Source organism: Nonomuraea sp. NPDC049750, from assembly GCF_040659625.1.
Taxonomy (GTDB): domain Bacteria; phylum Actinomycetota; class Actinomycetes; order Streptosporangiales; family Streptosporangiaceae; genus Nonomuraea.
Genome location: NZ_JBFANB010000065.1, coordinates 1 through 21,519 on the forward strand (window position 1 = coordinate 1; position 21,519 = coordinate 21,519).

Genomic DNA, 21,519 nt, shown 5'->3' on the forward strand with positions numbered 1-21,519 from the left:
GGAGCGTCAAGTCCGCGACCGTGTCCCGGGACGGCAAGCACTGGTTCATCAGTTTCCTGGTCGACGATGGGATCGCCGAGCGGCAGGAACACGCCTGCCCTGGATGGGTGGGCGTGGATCGGGGGGTGGTCACGGCCGCCGTGACCTCGGACGGGGAGTTCTTCGACCGCCGCCACGCCGGAAGCGGCGGTGTCTCCTCCAGGCGGCTGCCACGGGAGACGAAACAGGACCGCAAGGACGACCTCGGGTATGTCACGCCCGGCGAAGCGGAACGGTATCTACGGCTGCAACGCCGGCTCGCCCGCACGCAGAAGGGATCGAGGCGGCGTCAGAGGGTCAGGGTCGCGATGAGTGAGGTCATGCGGCGAGTGCGGTGGCGGCGCGCTGACTTCAACGCCCAAGCCGCGCACCGGCTCACCGGTGTGTACGGGCATGTGGTCATCGAAGACCTGAACACGAAGGGGATGAGCGCGGCCGTCAAGCCGAAGCCCGACCCCGACCGGTCGGGCAGGTTCCTGCGCAACGGCGCGGCGGCGAAATCCGGGCTCAACAAGGCGATTCTCGACAAGGGCTGGTACGGGCTGGAAGTCGCTCTCTGCTCGAAGGCGCGCTACACCGGCAGCGTCATTCATAAGATCAACCCTGCGTACACGTCCCAGACGTGCCCGGAACCTGCGTGCGGGATGGTGGACGGGAAGAGCCGCAAGAGCCAAGCGATCTTCTCCTGCACTTCTTGCGGGCACAGCGAGCACGCCGACATCGTCGGGGCGAGGAACATCAAGAGCAAAGGACAGGCGGCCGGGCTGGTCGTCTCAGGGCGTGGAGACCCACCCGGGTCCGCGAAACGTCAAGCACCCCGTTCCACAGCGCGGGCCGCGCAAGCGGCACGAGCTGCCGCATAGCGGCACGGGAATCCCCGCCCCTTCAGGACGGGGAGCAGGTCAAATCCTGGTGCAGGACGGACCCTGGAAATCTTTCACCGGGGCCTGTCCGAGAGCATGCGCTATCACGTGGCGTTTCTCGGAGTCGACGCCCGACCGCACGGCGACGGCTTCAAGGTCCATCTCGGCACCGGGCATGGCGATGACGTCTACGGCGGGGTGAAGCTGAAGATGAGCCAGGAGGAGTTCGCGCGTTTCCGCGAGTTCATCGCCTTGGCCATCGCGGCCCGCGACCGCACGAACACTCTGTGACCGATCTCCCCTCAGGGAGCGGTCAGTACGAGGAACGGGACGGTCACTCTGATGGGAAGTTCAAGTTCGAGCTCCGCCTGATGCACCCGATGAAGTCTGTACTCGGAGGCCACGGCGTCGAGATGGAACTCCTTCGTTTCGACGATCTCGTACTTCTCGTCGAGCATGACAAGGAGGTAGAGCGGTATGCCTGCGGCGGCATACTGCGTGCGTTTGTCCGTGAGATCTTCCTGCACGGTCCCAGGTGAGGAGACCTCGACGACGGCCAGGACCTGGGACGCATCCGACTTCTGACCAGGGTCGTCCAGGCACCTGTAGACCACTACGTCCGGGCGTCGGAAGGTGAATTTGGGAACCCGCCAGAGCACCACGTCGATGTCGGTCTCAACGCTCAAACGCGGCCCGCTGATCGGCCGGGCGGCTTCCATCGAACCGGCCAGACGACGCGCGATGCGGTTGTGCTGCGGGGCAGGCGACTCGCACTTGATCACATGCCCATGCACTATTTCGATGCTCCTGGCGATGTCCTCGGGCAACGCTCGATACTCTGCTTCGCCAATGATTTCGGGAAGCGACTCGTACCATGAAGGTGTTGCCATGCCGGTCTCACTCGCTTGGGGCTGACGTCGAAACTCGGCCAACTGGAAGACGTGGAGCGGGTACGGGAATCGAACCCGTGCTGTCGGCTTGGGCACCGCACCGCACCGCACCGATCACGGTCACCGTACCACCAGGCGTCTGGCCGGCGACGCGACCCTCATTTCCCTGACCGATGAGCCGCACCGCCAGCCTCTGCGCCTAACCCGACTTCTCGTAATGAGAGCGGGCAGCCGCGACGAAGAAGACCAGCAGCGGACTGACCGCCCACCCTATGTAGAACAGCAGCTTCAAGCGGGTGGGCACCCAGAACGAGCGCGGGCGGAAGGAAAATAGCACCTACTTTCCCGCGAGGAGAGTAGTAGCCCGGGGGCATCAGAAGCGCCTCCGCCGGTTGTGGATCCGCCTATGGGCCTACACCCAGTACGGAGATGAGCGGCCATCAATTGCCTTGTCCGCCGCATGGGCCGACGGCTAGTCTCGAGCAGCCAATGATCCTTCGAGGAGCTGAGATGCCCGGTCAATCGAGCACGCGCTGACGTTCTAGGTCACTTCCCGACCTGTCACCGCGTGCTGCACTCCAACTGCGGCACAGCGCACCTTCCTGCCCAGATCCTGCGGGACGGGCACCGTTCTCAGCGACTCAAGGACCCCTGTGCCGTACGTTTCCCCTGCCGTGCTCGCATCCCCTGCCGTGCCGACGTCCCCTGCCGTGCTCGTGTGCTCGCCCGTGCGAGGCCGCCGATGACGGGACCCGCCCCGACTCCGCCCAGCGTGTGGCGAGACGGAGACTTCCGCCGGCTCTGGATCGGCCAGACCACCTCCCAACTGGGGGCTCAGGCCGCCCAGGTCATCCTGCCGCTCATCGCCGTCGTCACGCTCAGCGCCGACACCGAGCAGGTCGGCCTCCTCCGCGCCGTCCAGCAGGCACCGATCCTGCTGCTCTCGCTCTTCGCCGGCGCCGGGGTGGACCGCCGACGCTCCCCCGAGGTGATGGTGCTGGCCGACGTCGGCCGTACCGTGGTGCTGGCCATCGTCCCGGTCCTCTACCTCCTCGGCATGCTCGACATCCCGCTGCTCGTCCTGGTCGCTTTCCTCGTCGGCGCCCTCTCCGTGTACTTCGACGTGGCCTACCAGACCTCCCTCGTACGACTGGTGAAACGCGACCAACTCGCCCAGGGCACCAGTGCGCTCGAAGCCAGCAGGTCCGCCGCGCAGATCGCCGGCCCCGCGATCGGCGGCGCGCTGGTGTCGCTCGTCACCGCGCCGATCGCCATCCTGGCGAGCGTCTTCTTCTTCACCCTGTCCGTCCTGTCGATCCGGCGGATCCGCCGTCCCGAGTCGATGCCCAGACCGGCCTCAGGGCAGTCGCGCGTGTGGCGGCAGATCCACGAGGGTCTGCGCCTCGTCGTCAACGACGCCTCATTGCGGGCGGTAGGGATCGCCTCGGCCCTCTTCCAGTTCTCCTTCGCCGCCGTGATGACCATCTACCTGCTCTTCTTGCCGCGTACGCTGCACCTGTCGGGCGCCGCCGTCGGGCTCGTACTGGCGGCGATGGGGCCGGGCGCGCTGGTGGGTTCCCTGCTGTCGGCCAGATTGCCGAGGCGGTACGGGTACGGCGCCGTACTGGTGTCCGCCGCGGTGCTCGCCGATGGCGTGATGCTGTGCGTCCCCGCGCTGCACGGCTCCTCCGCGGTCACGATCGGCGCGCTGATGGCGGTCAACTTCCTGTTCGGCGTCTTCAGCCAGGTGGTCGACGTCACCGTTGTGACAGTGCGCCAGGCCATCACCCCGATCCCGATCCAGGGCCGAGTCGTCGCGACACTCAACTTCGTCGGCATGGGCCTGACCCCGCTCGGGTCGCTTCTCGGCGGCTATCTGGCCGGCGCGCTGGGGCTGCGAACGAGCCTGCTGCTGACCGCTGTCGCTCTGGCCCTGTCTCCGGTGTTCATGGCTCTGTCTCCTCTCGCCCGTCTGGGGAGGCAGCTCCCTGATCCGGCGGACGGCCCCGGCTGACTCCGGGCCGGCAAGTCGACCACGTCGTGCTGCTGAGCGCCCCCGCTGAGCTGCTGCTGGCCCGGAGAGTCGCTGCCGTCTGGAGAGAATGGCGGGATGGCTCACATCGTTTTGCTCCATTCCGTGTACGGGCTGCGCGCCGTCGAACGCGCCGCCGCTGAGCGTTTTCGTGCTGCCAGCCACGAAGTGGTCACTCCTGACCTGTACGAAGGCCAGGTCGCCACGACGATCGACCATGGGTTCACCCTGATGAATCGGATCGGCTGGAAGGTCATCGTGGAGCGAGCCCGTGACGCGGTCCGGAAAATGCCCGCGAGCACAGTCCTCGCCGGCGTCTCGATGGGCGCCGGGGTGGTCGGGGAACTGCTGCCCGACCGGCCCGACACGGCCGGTGTGCTGCTCCTGCACGGCATCACGGGGATTCCCGCGTCAGCGCGGGCCGACCTACCCGTGCGGTTGCACGTCGCCGATCCGGATGAGTTCGCGCTTCCCGCCGCTGTCGCCGCATGGGAGAAGGCCGCCATGGACGCGGGGGCCGCCGTGGAGATCTTCACTTATCCGGGAGTCGGACACTTCTACACGGACGCCAGCCTGCGTGATCATGACGAAGAAGCGGCTGAGCTCACCTGGCAGCGAAGCTTGGCCTTCCTCCACCATCTGTGAGTCGCGAATGCTGAGGAGACTCGTGCCCAGGAAAGATCGAATACGACTCCGCTGATCGCAAAGTTGCCGAACCAGTGGTCCAGCGGCTTCGATGAGCCCCGTGTCCCGTCCGTACCCCATGGCCGCACGCCGGCGTTGGCCCGCCCTTCGCACGATCATGATCGCCTCGATGATCATCATCCTCGGCCCGCTCGCGCTGACCGGCTGCACCCGATCGGACGAGCCACCGTCACTGCCGCCGAACAGCGTCTACGACCACGAAGCAGCGGGCGAGAACTCACGAGCCGAACCCGTCCCGGCCAACGGTACGGCCAGATCCGTCACTCGGCCGTTGACGCAGGCCGGCTGGTTCTGCGCACAGGTCCGGACGAACGTGGATGGCCGTGCCCTGTGGTGCCGAATCGGTCACCGAGACCAGGCCGACACGGTCTACCCGCAAGTGGCGCAGTTCCTGCTCGACCACGACGACCGCCTCGCTTGGGCGTGGTTCCCACCCGCCGAGCAGTCGGCGAACCGTGAGACAGCTGATCAAGTCATCGCCGCCGCGGTACCAGCACTGACCGCGATCTGGCCCGACACCGGCGAGCGCGTACGCCAGGAGATCGACGACTTCGATCGCGACCTTACGGACCAATCCATCGACGACCTTCCTCGGACCGCGTGGTGGGACACGCATGCGGACTACCGCTATTCCGGACTCGACGGACTCGTCGTCACCGCCCGCGACAACCCCGTGCGGCGCTGGCCGTTCGGCGCCGAGCACTACGCGACCACGATGAGCTCGGCCGTGGACGATCTTCGAGCCGGTGGTTACGACTGCTTCTATCCACCCCAGCAGAACTGCGATCGCCCCCAGTCGAACGGCTACTTCCGCGTCACCCTCCATGACGATCAGATCGTCTCGGTACAGTTCGGCATCGGCAGCCGGATCGAGGCAGGCCGGCAACGGCATCCGCTCAAGGAGGAGTTCCCGCACGGCCTCGCCTTCCTCACCGAGGCGGTTCGCGGACCGGTCACCGAGCGCATCGAGCAGTCCCGGCGATCCGGCGCCGGCTTCGCCGGCATCGTGGCCGGGACGGTCGTGATCATCGACGCGGATCGGGGGGCCGTCGACGGAGGCGATCTCGTGGCGTACTTCAACATCCAGATCGGCGCACCGCTGGCCGCGACCCTGCCCGTCTGATCGCTCCGGTCGAAGTGACGCCATTTTGATCAGAGACCCGGACCGCGAGCACTCCAGAGCGACTCCGCGAAGGCTGTCTGTGGCAGCCCTCTACGGAAGCTGCTCCCATTAAGCGAGCCATCGATCAATCAAGGGGGCAACTCCAAAGAAAGCTGATCCGCATTTCTCGCCACCCGAGGTGACCAGAAGGATGGCAGGGTGAGCCGGCCGGTTGAGCTGTTGACGCACAGCTAATGCGTTACCGGCAGGGGCATGCAGCCCGTTTCTACATTGGGGCCGCGAGATTCGATCAGCACTCGCTCGGGGCGTACGTCTCCGGTGAGGCACACTCCGACTCGTACTTTGAGGCCAAAGACCACTCCAGGTGGTGGCGTAGGCTCCGTCCACAATGTCGGGATGTCAAATGCGTGAGCTCCTATCGAATCCGCTGGATAGCCCAGCGCTTCCAGGGCAGCCTTTACCGAGTCTGGATCGAAGTCCTGCGCGGCCCGCAGTTTCTTCAGAGCTGGGCGTATTCGCTCGGCGGCGGCGTCGGCGATCCGCTGTTGGGAAGGTGTCAGGTCTGGCGGATACTTCCACGCGTTGTTCTCGGCTTGATGCGGTGCCACGTCTCCGCCGACGCGTGTCGATTCGTCGTAGGGGGTGGCGCGGCTGGGACTCGGTGGGTCCGCGATTGGCGGTGCTTTAGTTCCACAGGCCGTCAGTAGGGAGAGCGCGACAGCACGCATCAGGACCTGTGCTGAAACCCTCGCCAGGTTAGGCATGAGGAGATTCTGCCAAGACTCGGTAACGAAACGGCGGGCCGGGAACCTGCTCGATCAGGGAGCCTCCACAGCCACTCGGACGTTCGTCTGGACGCCCGAGTTCGGCCTGGCCATCGTGGAGACCGCGCCCGCGGGTGACCTGCGGCGGATCGTGAAGGGGATCTCGGCGCCATGACACGGTTTCTTACCTCCAACCCTGAGGACCTTGCCGCCCGAGGCGTCATACCGACTCACGGCAGATCTCATCCAGCGCGCCGCTCGGGGCGAATGGTGATCAAGCCAGCCGCCGTACCGGCGGAGGTCGAGTCGAAGGGGGTAAGACCGTGAAAAGCCTCAAGTTCATCAGTGTGGTCTTGAGCGCACTGACCGCGCTCCTGTTCCTGCCCGTCAGCCCGGCCGGCGCGGCCGTCAACACAGTCTGCGCCGGAAGCCTGCCCACCGGCTGGGTCAAGACGAACGACTTCTGGGATCCGACGCGCTGCGGAAATCCGTCGAGGATCACCTACAACGTGTGGAACATCGCCTCCTACTACGACCAGCCCGTCGGCACGATCATGACCGTCTGCTCCAACCAGCTGCCCACCGGCTGGGTCACCATCAACACCCAGTGGGATCCGACGAGCTGCGGCCACCCGTCCCGGATCTCCCAGAACATGTGGACCATTCAGCGCCTCTCCTGACGGCGTTCTCGCCATTGACCGGCCCCGGACGCCCGTACGTCCGGGGCCGAACCTCCTCAGCGGATTCCACGAGCGAGCAGGTCCTTGGCGGCTTGAGGCGCCTTCGCCGGTGAGCCTGCGTCGAAGGGCGGTTGGGGGTCGTACTCGATGGCGAGTTGCACAGCCTCCGCGGTTGTCTGGTCAGCGATGCGCGCCACAAGCGCCAGCGCCATATCGATACCGGAGGAGACGCCGGCGGCGGTCACGATCTTGCCGTGGAACACGACTCTTTTGGGGGTGTAGGTCGCGCCGAACGACTTCGTCTGAAGAGCCGCCTATGGCCCTGCCCTCAGCACGGCGATGGCTTCTCATTGTGCATAGAGTCGTCGTCTAGAGATCGGGCCATGTGTAGGTGACGAACCAGTCGCAGGTCGTTCGACAGAAAGGCGGTACCGGGTGAGTTCCACCCCCATGGCTTTGGGCGAGGAGGCCGGCGAGGTCCGCCGTTTCTGGGCCGGGCTCGGTCTTCCCGGGCTGATCGACGTCCACACCCACTTCATGCCCGAGCGTGTCCTGCACAAGGTCTGGGATTACTTCGACGGCACCGGGCCGCTGATCGGTGGGTTGAAGTGGCCGATCACCTACCGGAAGCAGGAGGCGGAGCGGACGGCTCTGCTGCGTGAGTTCGGGGTCCGGGCCTTCACCGCGATGCTCTACCCCCACAAACCCGGCATGGCCAGATGGCTGAACGAATGGGCGGCCGATTTCGCCCGCCGTACCCCCGACTGCCTGCACACCGCCACCCTCTACCCCGAGCCGGACGTCGAGACGTACGCCCGCGAGGCCGTCGAAGCGGGGGCACGCGTGTTCAAGGCTCATGTCCAGGTGGGCGCGTACGACCCGGCCGACGAACGCCTCCAGCGGACATGGGCGCTGCTGGCCGAAGCCAACATCCCTGTGGTGATGCACTGCGGCTCCGGACCCGCGCCCGGCAAGCACACCGGCCCCGAGCCCATCGCGCGGGTGCTGGCACGCCACCCGAAACTGCGGCTGATCGTCGCGCACATGGGCATGCCCGAGTACGAGGAGTTCCTCGACCTCGCCGAACGGTACGACCAGGTACGGCTGGACACAACGATGGCGTTCACCGACTTCACCGAGGGATTCATGCCGTTCCCCCGCGAAGCCCTGCCACGGCTCACCGCGCTTGGCGACCGCATCCTGCTCGGCTCCGACTTCCCCAACACCCCCTACCCGTACCTACACCAGCTCCACGCCCTGGAACGGCTGGGACTCGGACCGGACTGGCTGCGGGCCGTATGCCATGACAACGCGGCGACCCTGTTCGGCCTATAGCACTGCACCAAGTGAGTTTGGACGGTACGTGGTGACGGAACTGACGGCGTACGAGGCCGGCTGGCGCAAGGTCTGCGACGACCTGGACAACCATCCCCAGATCAAGATCCTTCACGCTTCGGAGGGTGGGCTCGACACGGGTTTCACCGATGTCGCCGCCTCGTGGGCGGCTCTCGTAGGCGAGCAGGAGGTCAAGGCGCCCGCCGCGCTGGAGCAGTGTGGTCCGCGCTTTCGGGAGCTGGGGCGCCAGTGGATGGGTGAAGGGCCGTACGTCAACGGTGAGTTCTACCTCACCCACCTCGCACGGGCGGGCAGCCCGGGGCTGGGCGAGGAGTGGATCGAGTCGTGGACGGGCAAGGAGCTTTTCCCGTCATCGCAGCTGCGCGTTATCGATTGCCACCCCATCACAGGTACGGGGCACTATGCCGCGCTGCGGCTGCTTCCAGGCGGGGGCGAACCCGAAATCTGGTGGGTGGCCGAGCCTCGCTATGGCGCCTGGAAAATGGACCTTGGCTACGGTACGTACCTGGAGATGCTTCAGCTGACCAAGGGCGCCTTCTCCTGGCAGTTCTTGTTCACCCGAGCGCCGCTGGACAATGAAGAGTTCGAGGGCGTGCGCGATCGAATGGAGAACATGCTCGGCGCATTGCCGGTCCTGTTCCCCGGGCACGACTACAAGCCGCTCACAGAACGCCTCTCCGTACGTCTTCGAGACGGGTGTAGCTAGATCTCACTGACCGCACGGAGGTGTTCGATGCCGGTGTCGAGCGCCGCCTTGAGGTGGGTCGAGTCGCCCGTGGCCATCATGATGGTCACGCCTCCCTGGATGCCCGCCAGCAGCGCGGCGGCCGTCCGGTCCACATCAAGGGCCGGCCCGACCAGTCCGTTCGCTTGGAGGGCGCGCATGCCACGGGCGAGCTGCCGCTGCCATTGGCGCATCAGCTCCGTCACGATTGCCCGTGCACCGGGTGTTGACCGCCCGACCTGCAGGAACAGTGACCCCAAGGGGCAGTGGTCGCCCTGGCGCTCATAGCGTTCCACCACCAAGTCCCGCCACTGATGCCAGGACTCCCACGAATCCAGGCGCCCTAGGTGCGGCTGCTGGTCCTCCAGGACGCGGTCAGCTTCGAACTGGGCTACCGCCAGCAGCAGTTCGTCCTTGCCGTCGGGGAAATAGTGGAACAGCTGGCTCTTGCTCGTACCCGTGCGACTGCGGATGTCGTCGAGTGTCGTAAGAGCGACACCTTGCTCGCGCAGCACCTCAGCCGCGCCCGTGACGATGCGGGCACGTGTGGCGCGGCCCTTCGCGGTCGGCGCGTCCGGCATCCACCCTCCAGATCATTGGACTAACGGGTCCATTATACCGGCATGACTTTGGTCTGGACTTGCTGGTCCATTTTCTGGGAGGCACAGTTGGCCACACACAGCGAGACAAGGGAGATCGCGTCATGAGTGAACGACTGCGGAACAAGACGGCGCTGGTCACGGGGTCGACCAGCAATATAGGACAGGCGATCGCCGAAGCGTTCGCCGCCGAGGGAGCCCACGTCATCGTGTCGGGGCGCAATCGCGAACGCGGGGCCCAGGTCATCGAAGGGATCCGCGCGTCCGGCGGCCGGGCCGATTTCCTGGTGGCGGACCTCGATGGCAGCGTGGAGTCCTCCCAGGACCTGGCAGATCGGGCCCGTGAGACCTTGGGCGGGCGGATCGACATCCTGGTGAACAACGCCGGCATCTATCCGGCCCCCAGCACCACCGCCACCGACGAGAAGACGTTCGACAAGGTCTACGGAGTGAACGTGAAGGCGCCGTTCTTCCTCACCGCCGCCGTCGTTCCGGCCATGGCTGAGTCAGGTGGCGGAGTGATCATCAACCTCGGCTCGTGGATCGCGCGCCTGGGCGTTCCGCTCGGCGCGCTCTACAGCTCCACCAAGGGAGCCATGGAGACGCTCACGCGGGCATGGGCCGCGGAGTTCGGCCCGATGGGGGTGCGGGTGAACGCCGTCTCGCCGGGCGTGATCCTCCCCCCGGCCGCGGAAGGCGGCGAGCCCCATCCGGGCGAGATCATGATGAAGGGCACCCCGGCCGGCGGCATCGGCACGCCGGATGCCATCGCGCATGCCGTGGTCTGGCTGGCCAGTGACGAAGCGGCCTTCGTACACGGAACCGTCGTGGACGTCGACGGGGGCAGGACCGGGGTCGCCGTCATCGCCGCGTAGTGGCACGGATTCAGCCGCGGCGGACGAGAACGCTGAGGGTGTTGGCGGCCACGATGGCGCCGATGCTCGCCCATTCCGTCGAGCCCAGGTTCTGGCCCAGGCCGATCCAGCCGACGAGGGCCGCGAGGAGCGGGTTGACACTCATGAAGAGCCCGAACGCCTGGGCGGGTACGCGACGCAGCGTGAACAGGTCGGCGAGGTAGGGCACCGCCGAGGAGAGCACACCGGCCGCGACGGCATAGCCGACGGCCGCGGCGGTCGGCGGCCGGTGCAGGACGAGAACGATGCCGACCGGCAGGAACATCAGCGCGGAGATCCCGGCCGCCGTGGCGGTGCCCTGCGCACCCGGGATGCGGCGGCCGACGGTGCGGTTGAGCAGGATGTACGACGCCCAGCAGCACGCGGCCAGCAAGGCCAGGCCCATCCCCACGTAGTCGGCCGAGGGCTGGGGGCGCATCAGTACGACGACGCCGGCCGCGGCGATCACCGCGCAGAAGGCGTCGACGCGGCGACGCGCGGCGGCGAGGGCGATCGTGAGCGGGCCGAGGAACTCCAACGTGACCGCCAGGCCAAGGCCGATGCGGTCGATGGCGGTGTAGAGGGACAGGTTCATGGTCCCGAACACCACGGCGAGCCCCAGCACCGGCCGCCACTGCGCCCAGGTGAAGTCCCGCAGGCGGGGGCGGCCGACGGCGAGCAGGACGAACGCGGCGACGTACTGGCGGACCGCGACGACGCCCACCGGCCCAAGTACGGGAAAGGCAAGGGCACCGATCGCGGCGCCGACCTGGTTCGACAGGCCGCTGCCGGCCATCGTGACCACGCCGGCCAGCCGCCCCCTGGACGGCGCTGGGACCAAGGGCCCCGAAGACCGGGAAACCGTGTCGGACGCGCTTCGCATGACTAGATGGTGGGACCTCACGATACTTGCACAAAATGCGTTTATTGCGTGATCTATACACTTGAGTCATGGATGATGTTGAGCTGCGGCAGTTGCGGTGCCTCGTCGCCATCGTCGACGAAGGCACCTTCACCGACGCGGCCATCGCTCTGGGTGTCTCCCAGGCGGCGGTGTCCCGGACTCTGGCCTCGCTCGAACGCGCACTGGGGGTGAGGCTGCTCAGACGTACCTCACGCGAGGTGACACCGACCACGACCGGGCTGCGGGTGGTCGCCCAGGCCAGGCGGGTGCTGGGTGAGGTGCACGACCTGGTCCAGGAGGCCGCCTCGGGCCACGGCATCCTGCGGATCGGCTATGCCTGGTCGGCGGTCGGCCGCCACACGCCCGCGTTCCAGCGCCGCTGGGGCGCGACGCACCCCGGGACGGATCTGCGCCTGGTACGCGTCAACTCCGCGACCGCCGGCCTGGCGGAGGGCGCCTGCGACCTCGCCGTCATCCGCAATCCCCTGGAGGACCGCCGCTTCGAGAGTGCCATCATCGGCCTGGAGCGGCGCCTGTGCGGCCTGTCCGCCGAGGACCCCCTGGCCACACGCCGGTCGCTGCGCCTTGCCGACCTCAGCGAGCGCATCCTCCTGATCGACCGGCGAACCGGCACCACCACACCCGAGCTGTGGCCACCCGGCTCCCGCCCGGCGACTGAGGAGACCCATAACGTCGACGACTGGCTGACCATGATCTCCAGTGGACGCTGTGTCGGCATGACGGCGGAGTCGACCGCGCACCAGTACCCCAGGCCCGGCGTCGTCTACCGGCCGGTCCGCGACGCCGAACCCATCGCCGTACGCCTCACTTGGTGGCGAGACGAGCCACATCCGGCGATCCAGGCGGCGATCGAACTGCTCACCGCCCTCTACCGGGGCGGCTGAAGACGGAGTAGGCGTCCGCCGGCGCATCGGAAGGCCTCCACCTCAGCCATCTACGGATCTCAATCCCGACGCGTCGATCATCTCGGAGCCAGATTGCCCCGCCGGGGACCTCTAGGACGCAAGCTGATCGGTAGTGGAACGGTTGTCGGCGAGGGTTTGGACGATGTCAGGACCCCATGTGTACTCGACGACAGGTAGTTCGAATCCTGTAGGGAAGCGTTCCATGAACTCATTGGTGGGATGGCCGCCGAGACGCCGGTAAAAGGTGATCGCGGCGACGTTGTCGCGGAGCACCTCCAGGTAGACCGTCTTGTCAGGGTGTTGCTCGGAGGCCCAGCCAAAAGCGTGGTACACGAGTTGGCGGCCGATGCCGGACTGCTTGCGCTCCGGCTGGACGTGCAGGTTATCGAGCAAGAGTCGCCCGTCGGTTCCGGCGGCGAGATAGGCGAACCCCAGCAGGGCGTTGCCATCGACGGCAACGAGCAAGCAGCGGGCGCGATCCGGTTCCGAGGCGAGGGTGGCGAGTCGGATGCTCCACATGGCCTTGCGCTCGTCGAGCAGCGGCCCATTCAAATAGCTGGCGGGCATGATCTCGGCATATGCCGTAAGCCAGCTACGGGTGTGGAGCTCTGCGATCTGCTCGGCGTCGTCTTGGGTACCGGATCTGATCTGCATGGCATAGAGGTTGGCATAGTCGCTGATAGAGCCGGTAATCGCCGGGGGCATACCGAGGAGGTCTTGCATGGCGCTGCGACCGGGCCAGGACCTCTCAGGACTCGGAGAAGACGGGGTGTATCCCACGTGGATCGGACGCTCGGACAGTGGTGAAGCGGTCTGCTTCGTCAGCGACCTGGAGCTCTTGAGTCACAGCCTGGAGCCGATCCCGTAGCCTGCCGATGTGACGGGCCGCCGCACGGCGGCTCAGCGAACGCTCCTGGAATTATCAAGGCCAGGTCGGGGCTCACGTCTCCTCGAGTTGCCGCAGGTACCCGGCCAGTTCGGGGACCGTCGGCAGCATCTGCGGGTCTACGCTCTTCCGGATCAGACCGGCCTCCTCATCCCCGCGTTGTCCTTCGAGGATGACGACGACGAACCCGGGCGGAAGCGAGCCGTGAATGCCGCCCCGGCGCGCTGTCGTGGTCATCGCTTTGCAGGCGTTGGCCATCGCGCTGTCGTGCGCCGCCTCGAGTGCGTCCATCGCCGCATCCCGTTCGGGCTCGGTGGTGGCGGGCGCCAGATACTCCTCAGTGAGACGCTGATACCACGGCGACATCGCATCGCTCGTGGCGTCCAGGACATCCCACCGCCACTCCGGCGCGACGAACCGTGTCGAGTATCCATAGTCCTCGCGCACCGCTGCCTCAGTGTTGGCGGCAAGGGCGGGCGGCAGGATCTTGGCGCCGTCCATGTAGAAGAGATGGAACGCCGCACCGTACAGTCGCTCGCCCGGACACGTCGCCGCAAGGTCACTCAGGATGCGACATCCGCTGTCATGCCATGCCTTCTCGAATGCGCCCCAATCCATCGCCGCATGCTAGCGCGCGATCTTAAAGGTCAGCGCACGTCGCGCGCCAAGCGGTCACGACTGACTGCACGAGGGTGGTTGATACGCCGTTCGTAGTGTTCACCTCGTAGTCGTACGGACCGAACGTATGCATACCGTTGATTTCGACGTGCCCACGGCCTTCCCCGGCACGACGGTCCCCGCGCTCGTGTTCTCTTCGGTCGATCTCCGCAAGGTCGCAATGCACCCCGACCAGGAACACATCGAAGTCAGTCAAGAGGCGTGATAGCTCCTCGCGCCAGGTCCGGTATTCGATGACGTGTTCCACGATCAGGTCGTTGCCTGCGGTCGCAAGGACAGGCAGGCATCGGTGAAAGCCGTTGAAGAACCGTGGCCGCATCTCATTCCACCAGGAGAAGGGGCTTCGTCTTCCCGCCGCTCCGGGAGCATGCCGCTCGCCAAGAATTGGTCGGAGGAGACGTCCTCACACGATGGCAGAGGACCGGATTGTGCCGTGTGCTGGATACGCCTGGCGGCCTTTCGCGCCTCGGCGATGAGTTTCGGGCTGCGATGTCGCAACCGGCTCGCTCCCCCGGCCCCTCGCCACCACCGGGCTACGCCCGCGTGGCGACTACCAGGGCAGTTCCCCGGTCTCGTCTTGGAAGGTTCCTGTCGGGCCGTCCACATCGAGAGTGGCCAGGCGTACGACGGCTCTGGCGCTCTCCTCCGGCGATCTTCCGATCCCGAAGGCCGCGGTCATGTCGGTGGCTGTGGTGCCGGGCTCCAGAGCGTTGAACTTGATGCCGGGCTGGGATTTGGCGTACTGGACCGTCAGCATGGTCGCCGCCGCCTTGGACGCGGAGTAGAGCGCCAGCGGCAGGTGAAACTCGGGCCGGTCAGGGTTGTTCACCGCCCAGAACGATCCGGCGCTGCTCGATACGGTGACCACGGTGGGGTTCGAGGACTTGCGCAGCAAGGGGAGTGCCGCTTCTGTGACGCGTACGATCCCCACCGCGTTGGTGTCGAACACCCGCAGGGCCGTGGGACCGTCGAGGGGTTCGTTCCCGAGGATGCCCGCGTTGTGCACCAGGACGTCGAGCCGTCCCTCGGCCGCGTTGATCGTCGCCAGCGCGTTGCGCACCGAGGCGTCGTCGGTCACGTCGAGCCGCACGAACCGTGCGCCGAGGGCGGCTGCGGCCTTCTCGCCTCGCTCGATGTCGCGCGCACCGATATAGACGGTGTGCCCCAGTTCCAGAAGTTGTTTGGCTGTCTCGAAACCGATGCCCTTGTTGGCTCCGGTGATCAGTGTGACGGTCATGGGTTCCCTCCCGAAGTGTGTGGCCCGAGTGGACCGTTGGGTGCGGCCGGTCGCCACGTCGTGGGCCTCGGCCCCCGAAGGGTCAGCCGGTAAGCTGCCGGAGTAGTTCACCGGCATCGTGCGGGGCCGTCATGTGCACGAACCGCCCGTCGCGCACCTGGTAGATGGCGTACTCCGTGATCTCGAACGAGGCGCCGGTGGGTGCCACACCGAGCCACTCCTTCACCGGCGTGCCCGTGTTGACCAGCCGCGCGGCCAGGCGATCACCGTCGAAGAGCAGTTCCTTGAGCTCCCAGCGCAGGTCCGGAACCGCCTCGACGTCAGCCTTCTGCACCGCGATGAGATCGTCCCGGGTGGCAGGCTCACCGTTCAACGTGGGCCGGTCGTCGATGAACTGGTCCATCTGATCGAACCTGTGGGCGTTGAGCTCACTGATGTAGCGCCGGTAGAACCCGCGCAGATCACTGTCGGACATCGCTGTCCCCTTCTGTACGGCACCGGGTAAGGCGATCCCGGTGCTTGCCTTCGGGAGGTCCCACGGAGTCGACCCGCGGCCGACTTCCGCATCGATCGATGCAGAACTACACCGTAGCACGTTCCGCATCGATCACTGCAGAAGTGCGTGGACCTGTAAGGATGGAGACATGCGACACCGGCCGGGACGGCTCGCTCGCGAACGTCAGGAACCGTCATAGCCCGGACAGGCTGCGCAGAACCCAGGAGTCATTGCTTCAGGGATCAGCCTGGTCGAGATGCGGCAAGGGACTCTCCGCCAGCAGCACCTGATGCCCTCGGCGCGAAACCAGGTCGCTAATGACACGGTTGTTCGCGAAGACGAACACCGGGCGGCTCTCAGCAGGGCGGCCAGTTGCGCAGGGCGGCGTCGGCCATGTCCTGGAGTTCGTCGCGGTCGACGCCGCTGGCGGCTTGTACGGCGATGCCGTAGCCCAAGGCGGTGACATAGCGGGCGAGCAGCGCCGGGTTGGCCTCCGGCGGCAGGTCGCCGTCATCGACGGCTCGTTCGAACCGCTCTCGAATGCGGGAGTAGCCACTGTCGCGCCACGCGACGAGGAGGTCGCGGGCTCCACGACTGGAGTCGCCGGTGGCCAGGGCACCCTGGACACCCAGACACCCGTGGGGACCTGCCGGGCGAGTGGTGGTTCGAACAGTGCCGGCAATGATCGCCGTGGCGACGCCGAGGGCGGTCGGCTCGTCCAGGGCTCGGGCCAGGTATGCGCTCGGGCCCTCGGTGTAGCGCTCCAGAGCCTTGCGGAACAGCTCTTCCTTGTTGCCGAAGGTGGCGTACATGCTGGTGGTGGAGATGCCCATCGCGTCGGTCAGGTTGGCCAGACTGGCCCCCTCGTAGCCCTGCTCCCAGAACACCAGCAGGGCGCGCTCGAGCGCCTCGTCGGCGTCGAATCCCCGCGGTCGGCCGGTTGGGCGGCGCTGCCTGGTCTCCACCTCCGCAGTCTAACCCTTCTGCAACGATCGATGCGGAAGGTGCTGGCAGGCCAGTGCCGTACGACCGGCGGTCGAGGGCGCACACGTGTTCATCACCGGCCGGCGCAAGACCGAACTCGGCGCGGCCGCCAACGACGAACCTGGTGGTCGTAGGAAGAGACTGCCCACAGCATCCGGCCTGATGGCCAGGAACGGCCACGACAACACCCCGGCCGCAACCGGAGCGCCCTTCGCTCAATGGTGACGATCGATAGGCGTGCGCGGCCCGCCACCACCTCGCCTCGCCTCTGTGCGAGCGCGGCAAGTGGCGGGTGCGATGTCCCTGCCGCGAAGATCCAGCAATCCCACCTCAATGCAGCATACTATGCAGCATCATTTGTTGCACTCCCTGCTATACACTTAGCTGCATGAGCGTTCGCAAGAGCGTCCCGATGGGACCTGAGGATGTCACCACCCTGGAGCGCATGCACGCTCCTGTCAGCCCCGAGCGCCAGGCCCTAGCGCAGCTCACCGGCCAGGAGTTGAAGGCCAGCGCCTCAGACGCAGAGATCCTCGCCGCGTTGGTCCGCGCAGGACGGGATGCCGTCACTCAGCAGATGGGAATCACCGGGTATGCGGCGTGGGCGGCCGAGATGGACGACGAGGACCGCGCGTACCGCAACGCCCGCCGTGGCTGGGACCGTGGCAACGAGACGGGTGGTGGAACGCGAGCGTGAACGCTGCCCCCAACATCGTCCCCGTCCGCGGCCGGATCTATCGAGCCGATCTCGGTTTCGGCCTCAAGCCATGGCTCGTTGTCTCCAACAATGCCCGCAACAACGCCATCGATGATTGCCTGGTAGCGCGGATCACCACCACTCGCCGCGATCTGCCATCCTGGGCCGTCCTACGCGCTGGTGACCCGCTCACTGGCTACGTCAACTGCGACGACCTCGGCCCCCTGTATCGAGACCAGATCGTCGCCGATCTAGGGGCGCTGTCGATGCCAACGATGATGGACGTCGGCCGGGCGCTACAGCATGCCTTGGCTCTGTAGCTCCTCCCGGTGAGGACCAAGCGGACTCCTCCGAGCGCTCTGAGCCAAGAACTAGGCGGGATGATCAGGCTTCCGCCTCAGCCGCCAACAGACCTCTGCCTTTCGCGATCATCCCGGAGCCGGAGGTATTCGATAAGGGCATCGCGTGCGCGACAAGATTGAGACCACCAGGCTGCGGCTGACTGCTTGCACGCTCGACGACACTGACGAGTTTCACGGCCTATTTAGCGATCCGCTAACCCACACGATCGGGGCGGGGCCGTTCACGTCGCGGGCTGAGACGGTGGACTGGCTTGAGCGCAGGCTCAAGACGAAGCAGGACTATGGCTTTGTCTGGTACGGCATACGCCATCGCGACGGCGGCCCGCTGATCGGTGGCTGTGGCATTCTCGCCAACCGCACAGGAGTTCTGGAGCCGGAGATTGGTTACGAGATCAAGCACTCCGAACGTGGAAGCGGCCTCGCGCTTGAAGCGGCTCAGGCCGTTGTGTCCGAGCTACAGGCAACCACGACCGTGAAACGTCTGTGGGCGACGGTTCGACCCCGCAATGCTGCCTCGCTCAGGATCTGCGAACGGCTGGGCCTGGTGCTGGACCGCGTCGAAACCGACAAGCGTGGTGAGCTGCTTTATCTGGTGCGCGATCTCGCATAGGCGCCGCCCGACTGGCGGGTGACTTGTCCAGCGGCAGATGGCCGAGGGTTAGCCCCGGGCGCCATCCTCCGGACCTGCTCCAAACGCACCGCCAGGTCGGCGCTGCCGTGAGAGGGGGCGGGGTTCGGTCTGACCGAACCCCGCCGGTGTGCAAAACCGCTCAGCTAGAGAAAACCGCGCTGTGAATGTCCACAGGGTTGGTGGCGTCGCCGGTGGCCACGCCATACACGGCCGTGAAGGCTGCGCCAACCGAGACCAGGCCGGTGTAGTCCCCGACCAGGCGTCCGACGCTTGTCGCCGGAACCTTCCTCGCGTCGAACGGCCCTTCGATGTGCTGCTCGCGCCACGCCCCGGGCTGCGTGCAGTCGGCGGTGCAGGTGACGGCCCACACGTCGGTGGGCAGGGTGGCGGGGTCGGGCGTGTTGTTGCGGAAGTCGTAGTAGGTGACCGCCACGGTGCCCGTCTTGGACGCGGCGATGACCGGTACGGCGGCGGAGCCGGTGGGTGTCTTGTCCACGCGGACCGGGCTGGACCAAGTCTTTCCGCCGTCTGTCGACCGCGAGTAGGCCACGTGGAAGGTGCCGTCGGCCTCCTGGCTCTGCCAGGTGGCGTTGACCACCTGGGTGCCCGGCTGGGCGGCCAGCAGCGGCAGGGAAGCGTTGCGTACCGGGTCACCCGAGTTGTCCGGGTCCGGGATGCGGAGGCCCACCGCGAGCGGGGCCGGAACGTTCAACGTCGGCGCCGACCACGTCTGGCCGCCGTCGGTCGAGCGGATGACCTGGGTGGCACCCTCGGTGTCCGTCTCGTGGTGCATGCCGATCAGCAGCGTCCCGTCGGCGAGCGGCACCAGTTGTGTGCCGATGACGCCGCTGTTGGCGGGTACGTCGTACACCTTCTTCGTGGTCCAGGTGCGCCCGTCGTCGGTCGACTTCGCCAGATAGATCGGCTGTACCCAGCTCGCGTCCGTGCTGTCGATGCGGTCCCACACCGCGTAGACCACGCCCGGGTGGTACGGGTCCGCGGTCACCGACGGGCGATCGTTGAAGTAGCGCGGGTTGTCGTCCCGTTGCAGGGTTACCGGGGCGTCCCAGCGCCGGCCGCCGTCAGCGGACCGGGACACCAGAATGGCGGTCACGTCGCCGGTGCGCGACAGCGAGAACGACGCGGCCACCGCCGCGCCCGATGGTGTGACCGTGACCCAGTTGTCGGTCGTGACGTCGTAGTCTCCGCCGTTGGCGGTCGTGCCGCCGTTACACCGAGAGAAGGCAGGCAGGTTCTCGGACCGCTGCCAGGTCTTGCCGTAGTCGTCCGATACGGCGGTAACCGCGCCGTTGCTGCCGTACCGGTTCCAGCGGTCCTGCTGGAACACCGTGACGAGGTGCCACGGACGGTTCGGGTCCCGCGCCAGCATGGGCAGGACTTCGGTGTTGGGGTTCAGCGTGTAACCGTCGGCCGGGGGTAGTCCGCAGCCTGCGGGCAGGGGGCTGCTGCCCGAGACCGGCCGCACGATGGCAGGTCCGGCGGATGCGGCACCTTGCGCGGAAGCGGGCTGCGCAACAGCGCAGGCGATCAGGATGGCCGCTGCGGGTAATAAAACCCTGGAGCGTCGAATCACGAGCCTTCCTCATCTTCGTCGATGGGGCATCTACAGGGGACGTCGACCGCCTCGCCGGAGGGTGGCCCCAGGAGTCGGCAAACGATGCGAGGGCAGATTACTGTCTCAAGATCAGTTTTGTCTGCCCCGTTAGCCATACGCACAGTCAAGGGGGGTGTCCGAACCGAACTCTCGCCCCAGGCCCTGTAGCACCTACGAGAGCCTGTCGACCGCAGGCGAGCGCGGCCGGAGATGCCAGTGGCCGGAACCCGCCCCAGGCCGCATGACCGGCCGCCGAGCGGGCTGGCGCGAAGCGCCGCCGCCTTGATACCTACAAGAACTATTCGGCAGTGCGCCGACTGGATCTCGTGTCTGGTCACACTTGACGCTTGACCCTCTCTAGCCGATCTCTCGCTTCTTGGTATGCGCCGTGGACTTGATCCGGGTGATCTCCTGGGTGGTGGTTCGGGGGATGACGCGGATTGGCAGAGGCATTTGCACTCGAGACGGGCTTGCCGACGGGACTCGGCCTCATGGAGAGCGACGAATGTGAGGTCGACGTGGCTGCCTTCGCGGCCTTCGTGAGCGCTCTCATCGAGCGCTACGAGCGTTCGAACCATGCGATCCTGCATTCAATCATGGAGGGCTTCATAGCGACGGCCCTCGTGCTCGTCGAGCGTGGCGGAGCAATACTTCCCCTGCATGATGCGAGCGATGGCGGCTGGAGAGATGTGCAGGTAGGCGAGCATTCCGCATGTCCGCAAGGTGATCACATACGTGATGTTGAGCGATGGGCGGCCCTTTCCGCGCAGCATGCTCGGGCAATGCCGCGCTGAGGCTCGGGGAGCTGCCCGACCTACTCTCTCCTGCCAGGTGATCACCAATGCAATACATCACATGTGCTCCTCGGCGAGGCGTGCGATCTGGTCGACGGTTTCGAGCGGCACCGTGACCGCAATGTCCCATGTCTCGTCGTCCTGGCCGATGAGGATCGTCGCTTGCTCCTCGTTTGCCACCCAGAACACGTGCGCGTCAGCACAGGTCCCGATTGGAAGTGAGCGGCGTGCATCCCAATCTGCCTCCTTGATCCCGCGGAGGCGCATCAAATCCGCCAGGGGCGCCCAGATGTTAAACTCCCAGGCTTCGGTCTGGAGCTTCACCACGGCCCCGGAATCACCGGACTCATCCAAGGTCACATCAACCACGCGGCCATAATCGCACCCATAGGACGCGTAATGACACGCGAAGATCAACAACCCACTGCATGGTCAAAGCCCAGGTACCGAATCCGTCGGCCTACCCGGGGCTTTCGCGGATGAGAGCGGGTGACGGGAATCGAACCCGCGTTGTCAGCTTGGGAACTGCATCGATCACGGCCTGATGAGGCGCTGAGCTGGGCAGAAAGCCGGCCCTGAGTGACCGTGATTGCCCCCGCGTCACCCCTCTTAATGGCCGCTAATGGCCCGGTGATCAGCCC

The 21,519-nt window shown here is 66.3% G+C and carries 28 protein-coding genes; 16 read left to right on the forward strand and 12 right to left on the reverse strand.

The annotated features are described in order from the left end of the window. Positions 1-902, forward strand: a 902-nt coding sequence (locus AB0J16_RS59375; protein ID WP_358558188.1) for a transposase, incomplete at its 5' end; no start/stop codon positions are given. A 108-nt stretch (positions 903-1,010) separates the two neighbouring features. Further along, a complete protein-coding gene (locus tag AB0J16_RS59380) occupies positions 1,011-1,193 on the forward strand; it encodes a hypothetical protein (protein ID WP_358558190.1) in 183 nt (60 codons plus the stop codon). Between the two features lie 11 nt (positions 1,194-1,204). Here the strand turns inward: AB0J16_RS59380 and AB0J16_RS59385 are convergent, their stop codons facing one another. Continuing rightward, a complete protein-coding gene (locus AB0J16_RS59385) occupies positions 1,205-1,792 on the reverse strand; it encodes a Uma2 family endonuclease (protein ID WP_358558193.1) in 588 nt (195 codons plus the stop codon). Between the two features lie 742 nt (positions 1,793-2,534). On the opposite strand from AB0J16_RS59385, the gene AB0J16_RS59390 reads away from it, so the two are divergent. The 5 genes from AB0J16_RS59390 to AB0J16_RS59410 all read left to right on the forward strand — a co-directional run bounded on the left by AB0J16_RS59390 (position 2,535) and on the right by AB0J16_RS59410 (position 7,096). Then, positions 2,535-3,806 (forward strand): MFS transporter, encoded by a 1,272-nt coding sequence (locus AB0J16_RS59390; protein ID WP_358558196.1) that lies wholly within the window; start codon positions 2,535-2,537, stop codon positions 3,804-3,806. A gap of 96 nt (positions 3,807-3,902) precedes the next feature. Further along, positions 3,903-4,469: a dienelactone hydrolase family protein gene (locus AB0J16_RS59395; RefSeq protein WP_358558199.1), complete on the forward strand. Its 567-nt coding sequence runs from the start codon at positions 3,903-3,905 to the stop codon at positions 4,467-4,469. Between the two features lie 169 nt (positions 4,470-4,638). Further along, positions 4,639-5,652, forward strand: coding sequence for a hypothetical protein (locus AB0J16_RS59400; RefSeq protein ID WP_358558202.1), 1,014 nt, complete (start codon positions 4,639-4,641; stop codon positions 5,650-5,652). 762 nt (positions 5,653-6,414) lie between these two features. After that, positions 6,415-6,591, forward strand: a complete 177-nt coding sequence (locus AB0J16_RS59405) for a hypothetical protein (RefSeq protein ID WP_358558205.1) — start codon at positions 6,415-6,417, stop codon at positions 6,589-6,591. Between the two features lie 148 nt (positions 6,592-6,739). Further along, entirely contained in the window at positions 6,740-7,096 is a 357-nt protein-coding gene (locus tag AB0J16_RS59410) for a hypothetical protein (protein WP_358558207.1), read from the forward strand. A 56-nt stretch (positions 7,097-7,152) separates the two neighbouring features. Here AB0J16_RS59410 and AB0J16_RS59415 read toward each other — a convergent pair whose 3' ends face one another. Beyond that, positions 7,153-7,359, reverse strand: a complete 207-nt coding sequence (locus AB0J16_RS59415; protein ID WP_358558210.1) for a hypothetical protein — start codon at positions 7,357-7,359, stop codon at positions 7,153-7,155. Between the two features lie 187 nt (positions 7,360-7,546). On the opposite strand from AB0J16_RS59415, the gene AB0J16_RS59420 reads away from it, so the two are divergent. Together AB0J16_RS59420 and AB0J16_RS59425 are read left to right on the forward strand one after the other, a co-directional pair. Further along, positions 7,547-8,431: an amidohydrolase family protein gene (locus tag AB0J16_RS59420; RefSeq protein WP_358558277.1), complete on the forward strand. Its 885-nt coding sequence runs from the start codon at positions 7,547-7,549 to the stop codon at positions 8,429-8,431. Positions 8,432-8,459: 28 nt separating this feature from the next. Further along, the gene (locus AB0J16_RS59425; RefSeq protein WP_358558213.1) at positions 8,460-9,158 is read left to right on the forward strand and encodes a hypothetical protein; all 699 of its coding nucleotides are present in this window, start codon (positions 8,460-8,462) and stop codon (positions 9,156-9,158) included. Here AB0J16_RS59425 and AB0J16_RS59430 read toward each other — a convergent pair. Continuing rightward, positions 9,155-9,757, reverse strand: coding sequence for a TetR/AcrR family transcriptional regulator (locus AB0J16_RS59430; RefSeq protein WP_358558215.1), 603 nt, complete (start codon positions 9,755-9,757; stop codon positions 9,155-9,157). The genes AB0J16_RS59425 and AB0J16_RS59430 overlap by 4 nt on opposite strands. Before the next feature lie 122 nt (positions 9,758-9,879). Here AB0J16_RS59430 and AB0J16_RS59435 point away from each other — a divergent pair, with 122 nt between their 5' ends. Next, on the forward strand, positions 9,880-10,650 hold the full coding sequence (locus AB0J16_RS59435) for an SDR family oxidoreductase (protein ID WP_358558218.1): 771 nt from the start codon (positions 9,880-9,882) through the stop codon (positions 10,648-10,650). A gap of 10 nt (positions 10,651-10,660) precedes the next feature. Here the strand turns inward: AB0J16_RS59435 and AB0J16_RS59440 are convergent, their stop codons facing one another. After that, a complete protein-coding gene (locus tag AB0J16_RS59440) occupies positions 10,661-11,551 on the reverse strand; it encodes an EamA family transporter (RefSeq protein ID WP_358558221.1) in 891 nt (296 codons plus the stop codon). A gap of 68 nt (positions 11,552-11,619) precedes the next feature. Between AB0J16_RS59440 and AB0J16_RS59445 the strand changes: the two genes are divergently transcribed. After that, complete coding sequence (locus tag AB0J16_RS59445; protein WP_358558224.1) at positions 11,620-12,477, forward strand: LysR family transcriptional regulator; 858 nt, start codon at positions 11,620-11,622, stop codon at positions 12,475-12,477. A 111-nt stretch (positions 12,478-12,588) separates the two neighbouring features. On the opposite strand, the gene AB0J16_RS59450 is transcribed toward AB0J16_RS59445, so the two are convergent. From AB0J16_RS59450 to AB0J16_RS59475, 6 genes are all read right to left on the reverse strand, one after another. Beyond that, positions 12,589-13,221: a GNAT family N-acetyltransferase gene (locus AB0J16_RS59450; RefSeq protein ID WP_358558227.1), complete on the reverse strand. Its 633-nt coding sequence runs from the start codon at positions 13,219-13,221 to the stop codon at positions 12,589-12,591. 217 nt (positions 13,222-13,438) lie between these two features. After that, on the reverse strand, positions 13,439-14,002 hold the full coding sequence (locus AB0J16_RS59455; protein ID WP_358558230.1) for a DUF4303 domain-containing protein: 564 nt from the start codon (positions 14,000-14,002) through the stop codon (positions 13,439-13,441). Between the two features lie 22 nt (positions 14,003-14,024). Beyond that, complete coding sequence (locus AB0J16_RS59460; RefSeq protein ID WP_358558233.1) at positions 14,025-14,381, reverse strand: hypothetical protein; 357 nt, start codon at positions 14,379-14,381, stop codon at positions 14,025-14,027. 231 nt (positions 14,382-14,612) lie between these two features. After that, positions 14,613-15,299 carry an SDR family NAD(P)-dependent oxidoreductase gene (locus tag AB0J16_RS59465; protein WP_358558236.1) on the reverse strand — a complete coding sequence of 229 codons (687 nt, stop codon included), beginning with the start codon at positions 15,297-15,299 and terminating at the stop codon, positions 14,613-14,615. Positions 15,300-15,381: 82 nt separating this feature from the next. Continuing rightward, positions 15,382-15,774 carry an ester cyclase gene (locus AB0J16_RS59470; RefSeq protein ID WP_358558239.1) on the reverse strand — a complete coding sequence of 131 codons (393 nt, stop codon included), beginning with the start codon at positions 15,772-15,774 and terminating at the stop codon, positions 15,382-15,384. Between the two features lie 377 nt (positions 15,775-16,151). Further along, positions 16,152-16,760 carry a TetR/AcrR family transcriptional regulator gene (locus tag AB0J16_RS59475; protein WP_358558242.1) on the reverse strand — a complete coding sequence of 203 codons (609 nt, stop codon included), beginning with the start codon at positions 16,758-16,760 and terminating at the stop codon, positions 16,152-16,154. An 85-nt stretch (positions 16,761-16,845) separates the two neighbouring features. Between AB0J16_RS59475 and AB0J16_RS59480 the strand changes: the two genes are divergently transcribed. The 4 genes from AB0J16_RS59480 (at position 16,846) to AB0J16_RS59495 (ending at position 18,448) form a co-directional block, all read left to right on the forward strand. Then, positions 16,846-17,004 (forward strand): hypothetical protein, encoded by a 159-nt coding sequence (locus tag AB0J16_RS59480; protein ID WP_358558244.1) that lies wholly within the window; start codon positions 16,846-16,848, stop codon positions 17,002-17,004. Positions 17,005-17,167: 163 nt separating this feature from the next. Next, positions 17,168-17,476 carry a hypothetical protein gene (locus tag AB0J16_RS59485; protein WP_358558246.1) on the forward strand — a complete coding sequence of 103 codons (309 nt, stop codon included), beginning with the start codon at positions 17,168-17,170 and terminating at the stop codon, positions 17,474-17,476. Further along, positions 17,473-17,796, forward strand: coding sequence for a type II toxin-antitoxin system PemK/MazF family toxin (locus AB0J16_RS59490; protein ID WP_358558248.1), 324 nt, complete (start codon positions 17,473-17,475; stop codon positions 17,794-17,796). Before AB0J16_RS59485 ends, AB0J16_RS59490 begins: the two co-directional genes overlap by 4 nt. A gap of 145 nt (positions 17,797-17,941) precedes the next feature. Further along, the gene (locus AB0J16_RS59495; protein WP_358558250.1) at positions 17,942-18,448 is read left to right on the forward strand and encodes a GNAT family N-acetyltransferase; all 507 of its coding nucleotides are present in this window, start codon (positions 17,942-17,944) and stop codon (positions 18,446-18,448) included. Positions 18,449-18,608: 160 nt separating this feature from the next. Here the strand turns inward: AB0J16_RS59495 and AB0J16_RS59500 are convergent, their stop codons facing one another. After that, positions 18,609-19,955: a sialidase family protein gene (locus tag AB0J16_RS59500; protein WP_358558252.1), complete on the reverse strand. Its 1,347-nt coding sequence runs from the start codon at positions 19,953-19,955 to the stop codon at positions 18,609-18,611. A 569-nt stretch (positions 19,956-20,524) separates the two neighbouring features. On the opposite strand from AB0J16_RS59500, the gene AB0J16_RS59505 reads away from it, so the two are divergent. Beyond that, positions 20,525-20,878 (forward strand): DUF6086 family protein, encoded by a 354-nt coding sequence (locus AB0J16_RS59505; protein ID WP_358558254.1) that lies wholly within the window; start codon positions 20,525-20,527, stop codon positions 20,876-20,878. A gap of 57 nt (positions 20,879-20,935) precedes the next feature. Here AB0J16_RS59505 and AB0J16_RS59510 read toward each other — a convergent pair whose 3' ends face one another. After that, positions 20,936-21,247, reverse strand: a complete 312-nt coding sequence (locus AB0J16_RS59510) for a hypothetical protein (protein ID WP_358558256.1) — start codon at positions 21,245-21,247, stop codon at positions 20,936-20,938. Between the last annotated feature and the right edge of the window lie 272 nt (positions 21,248-21,519).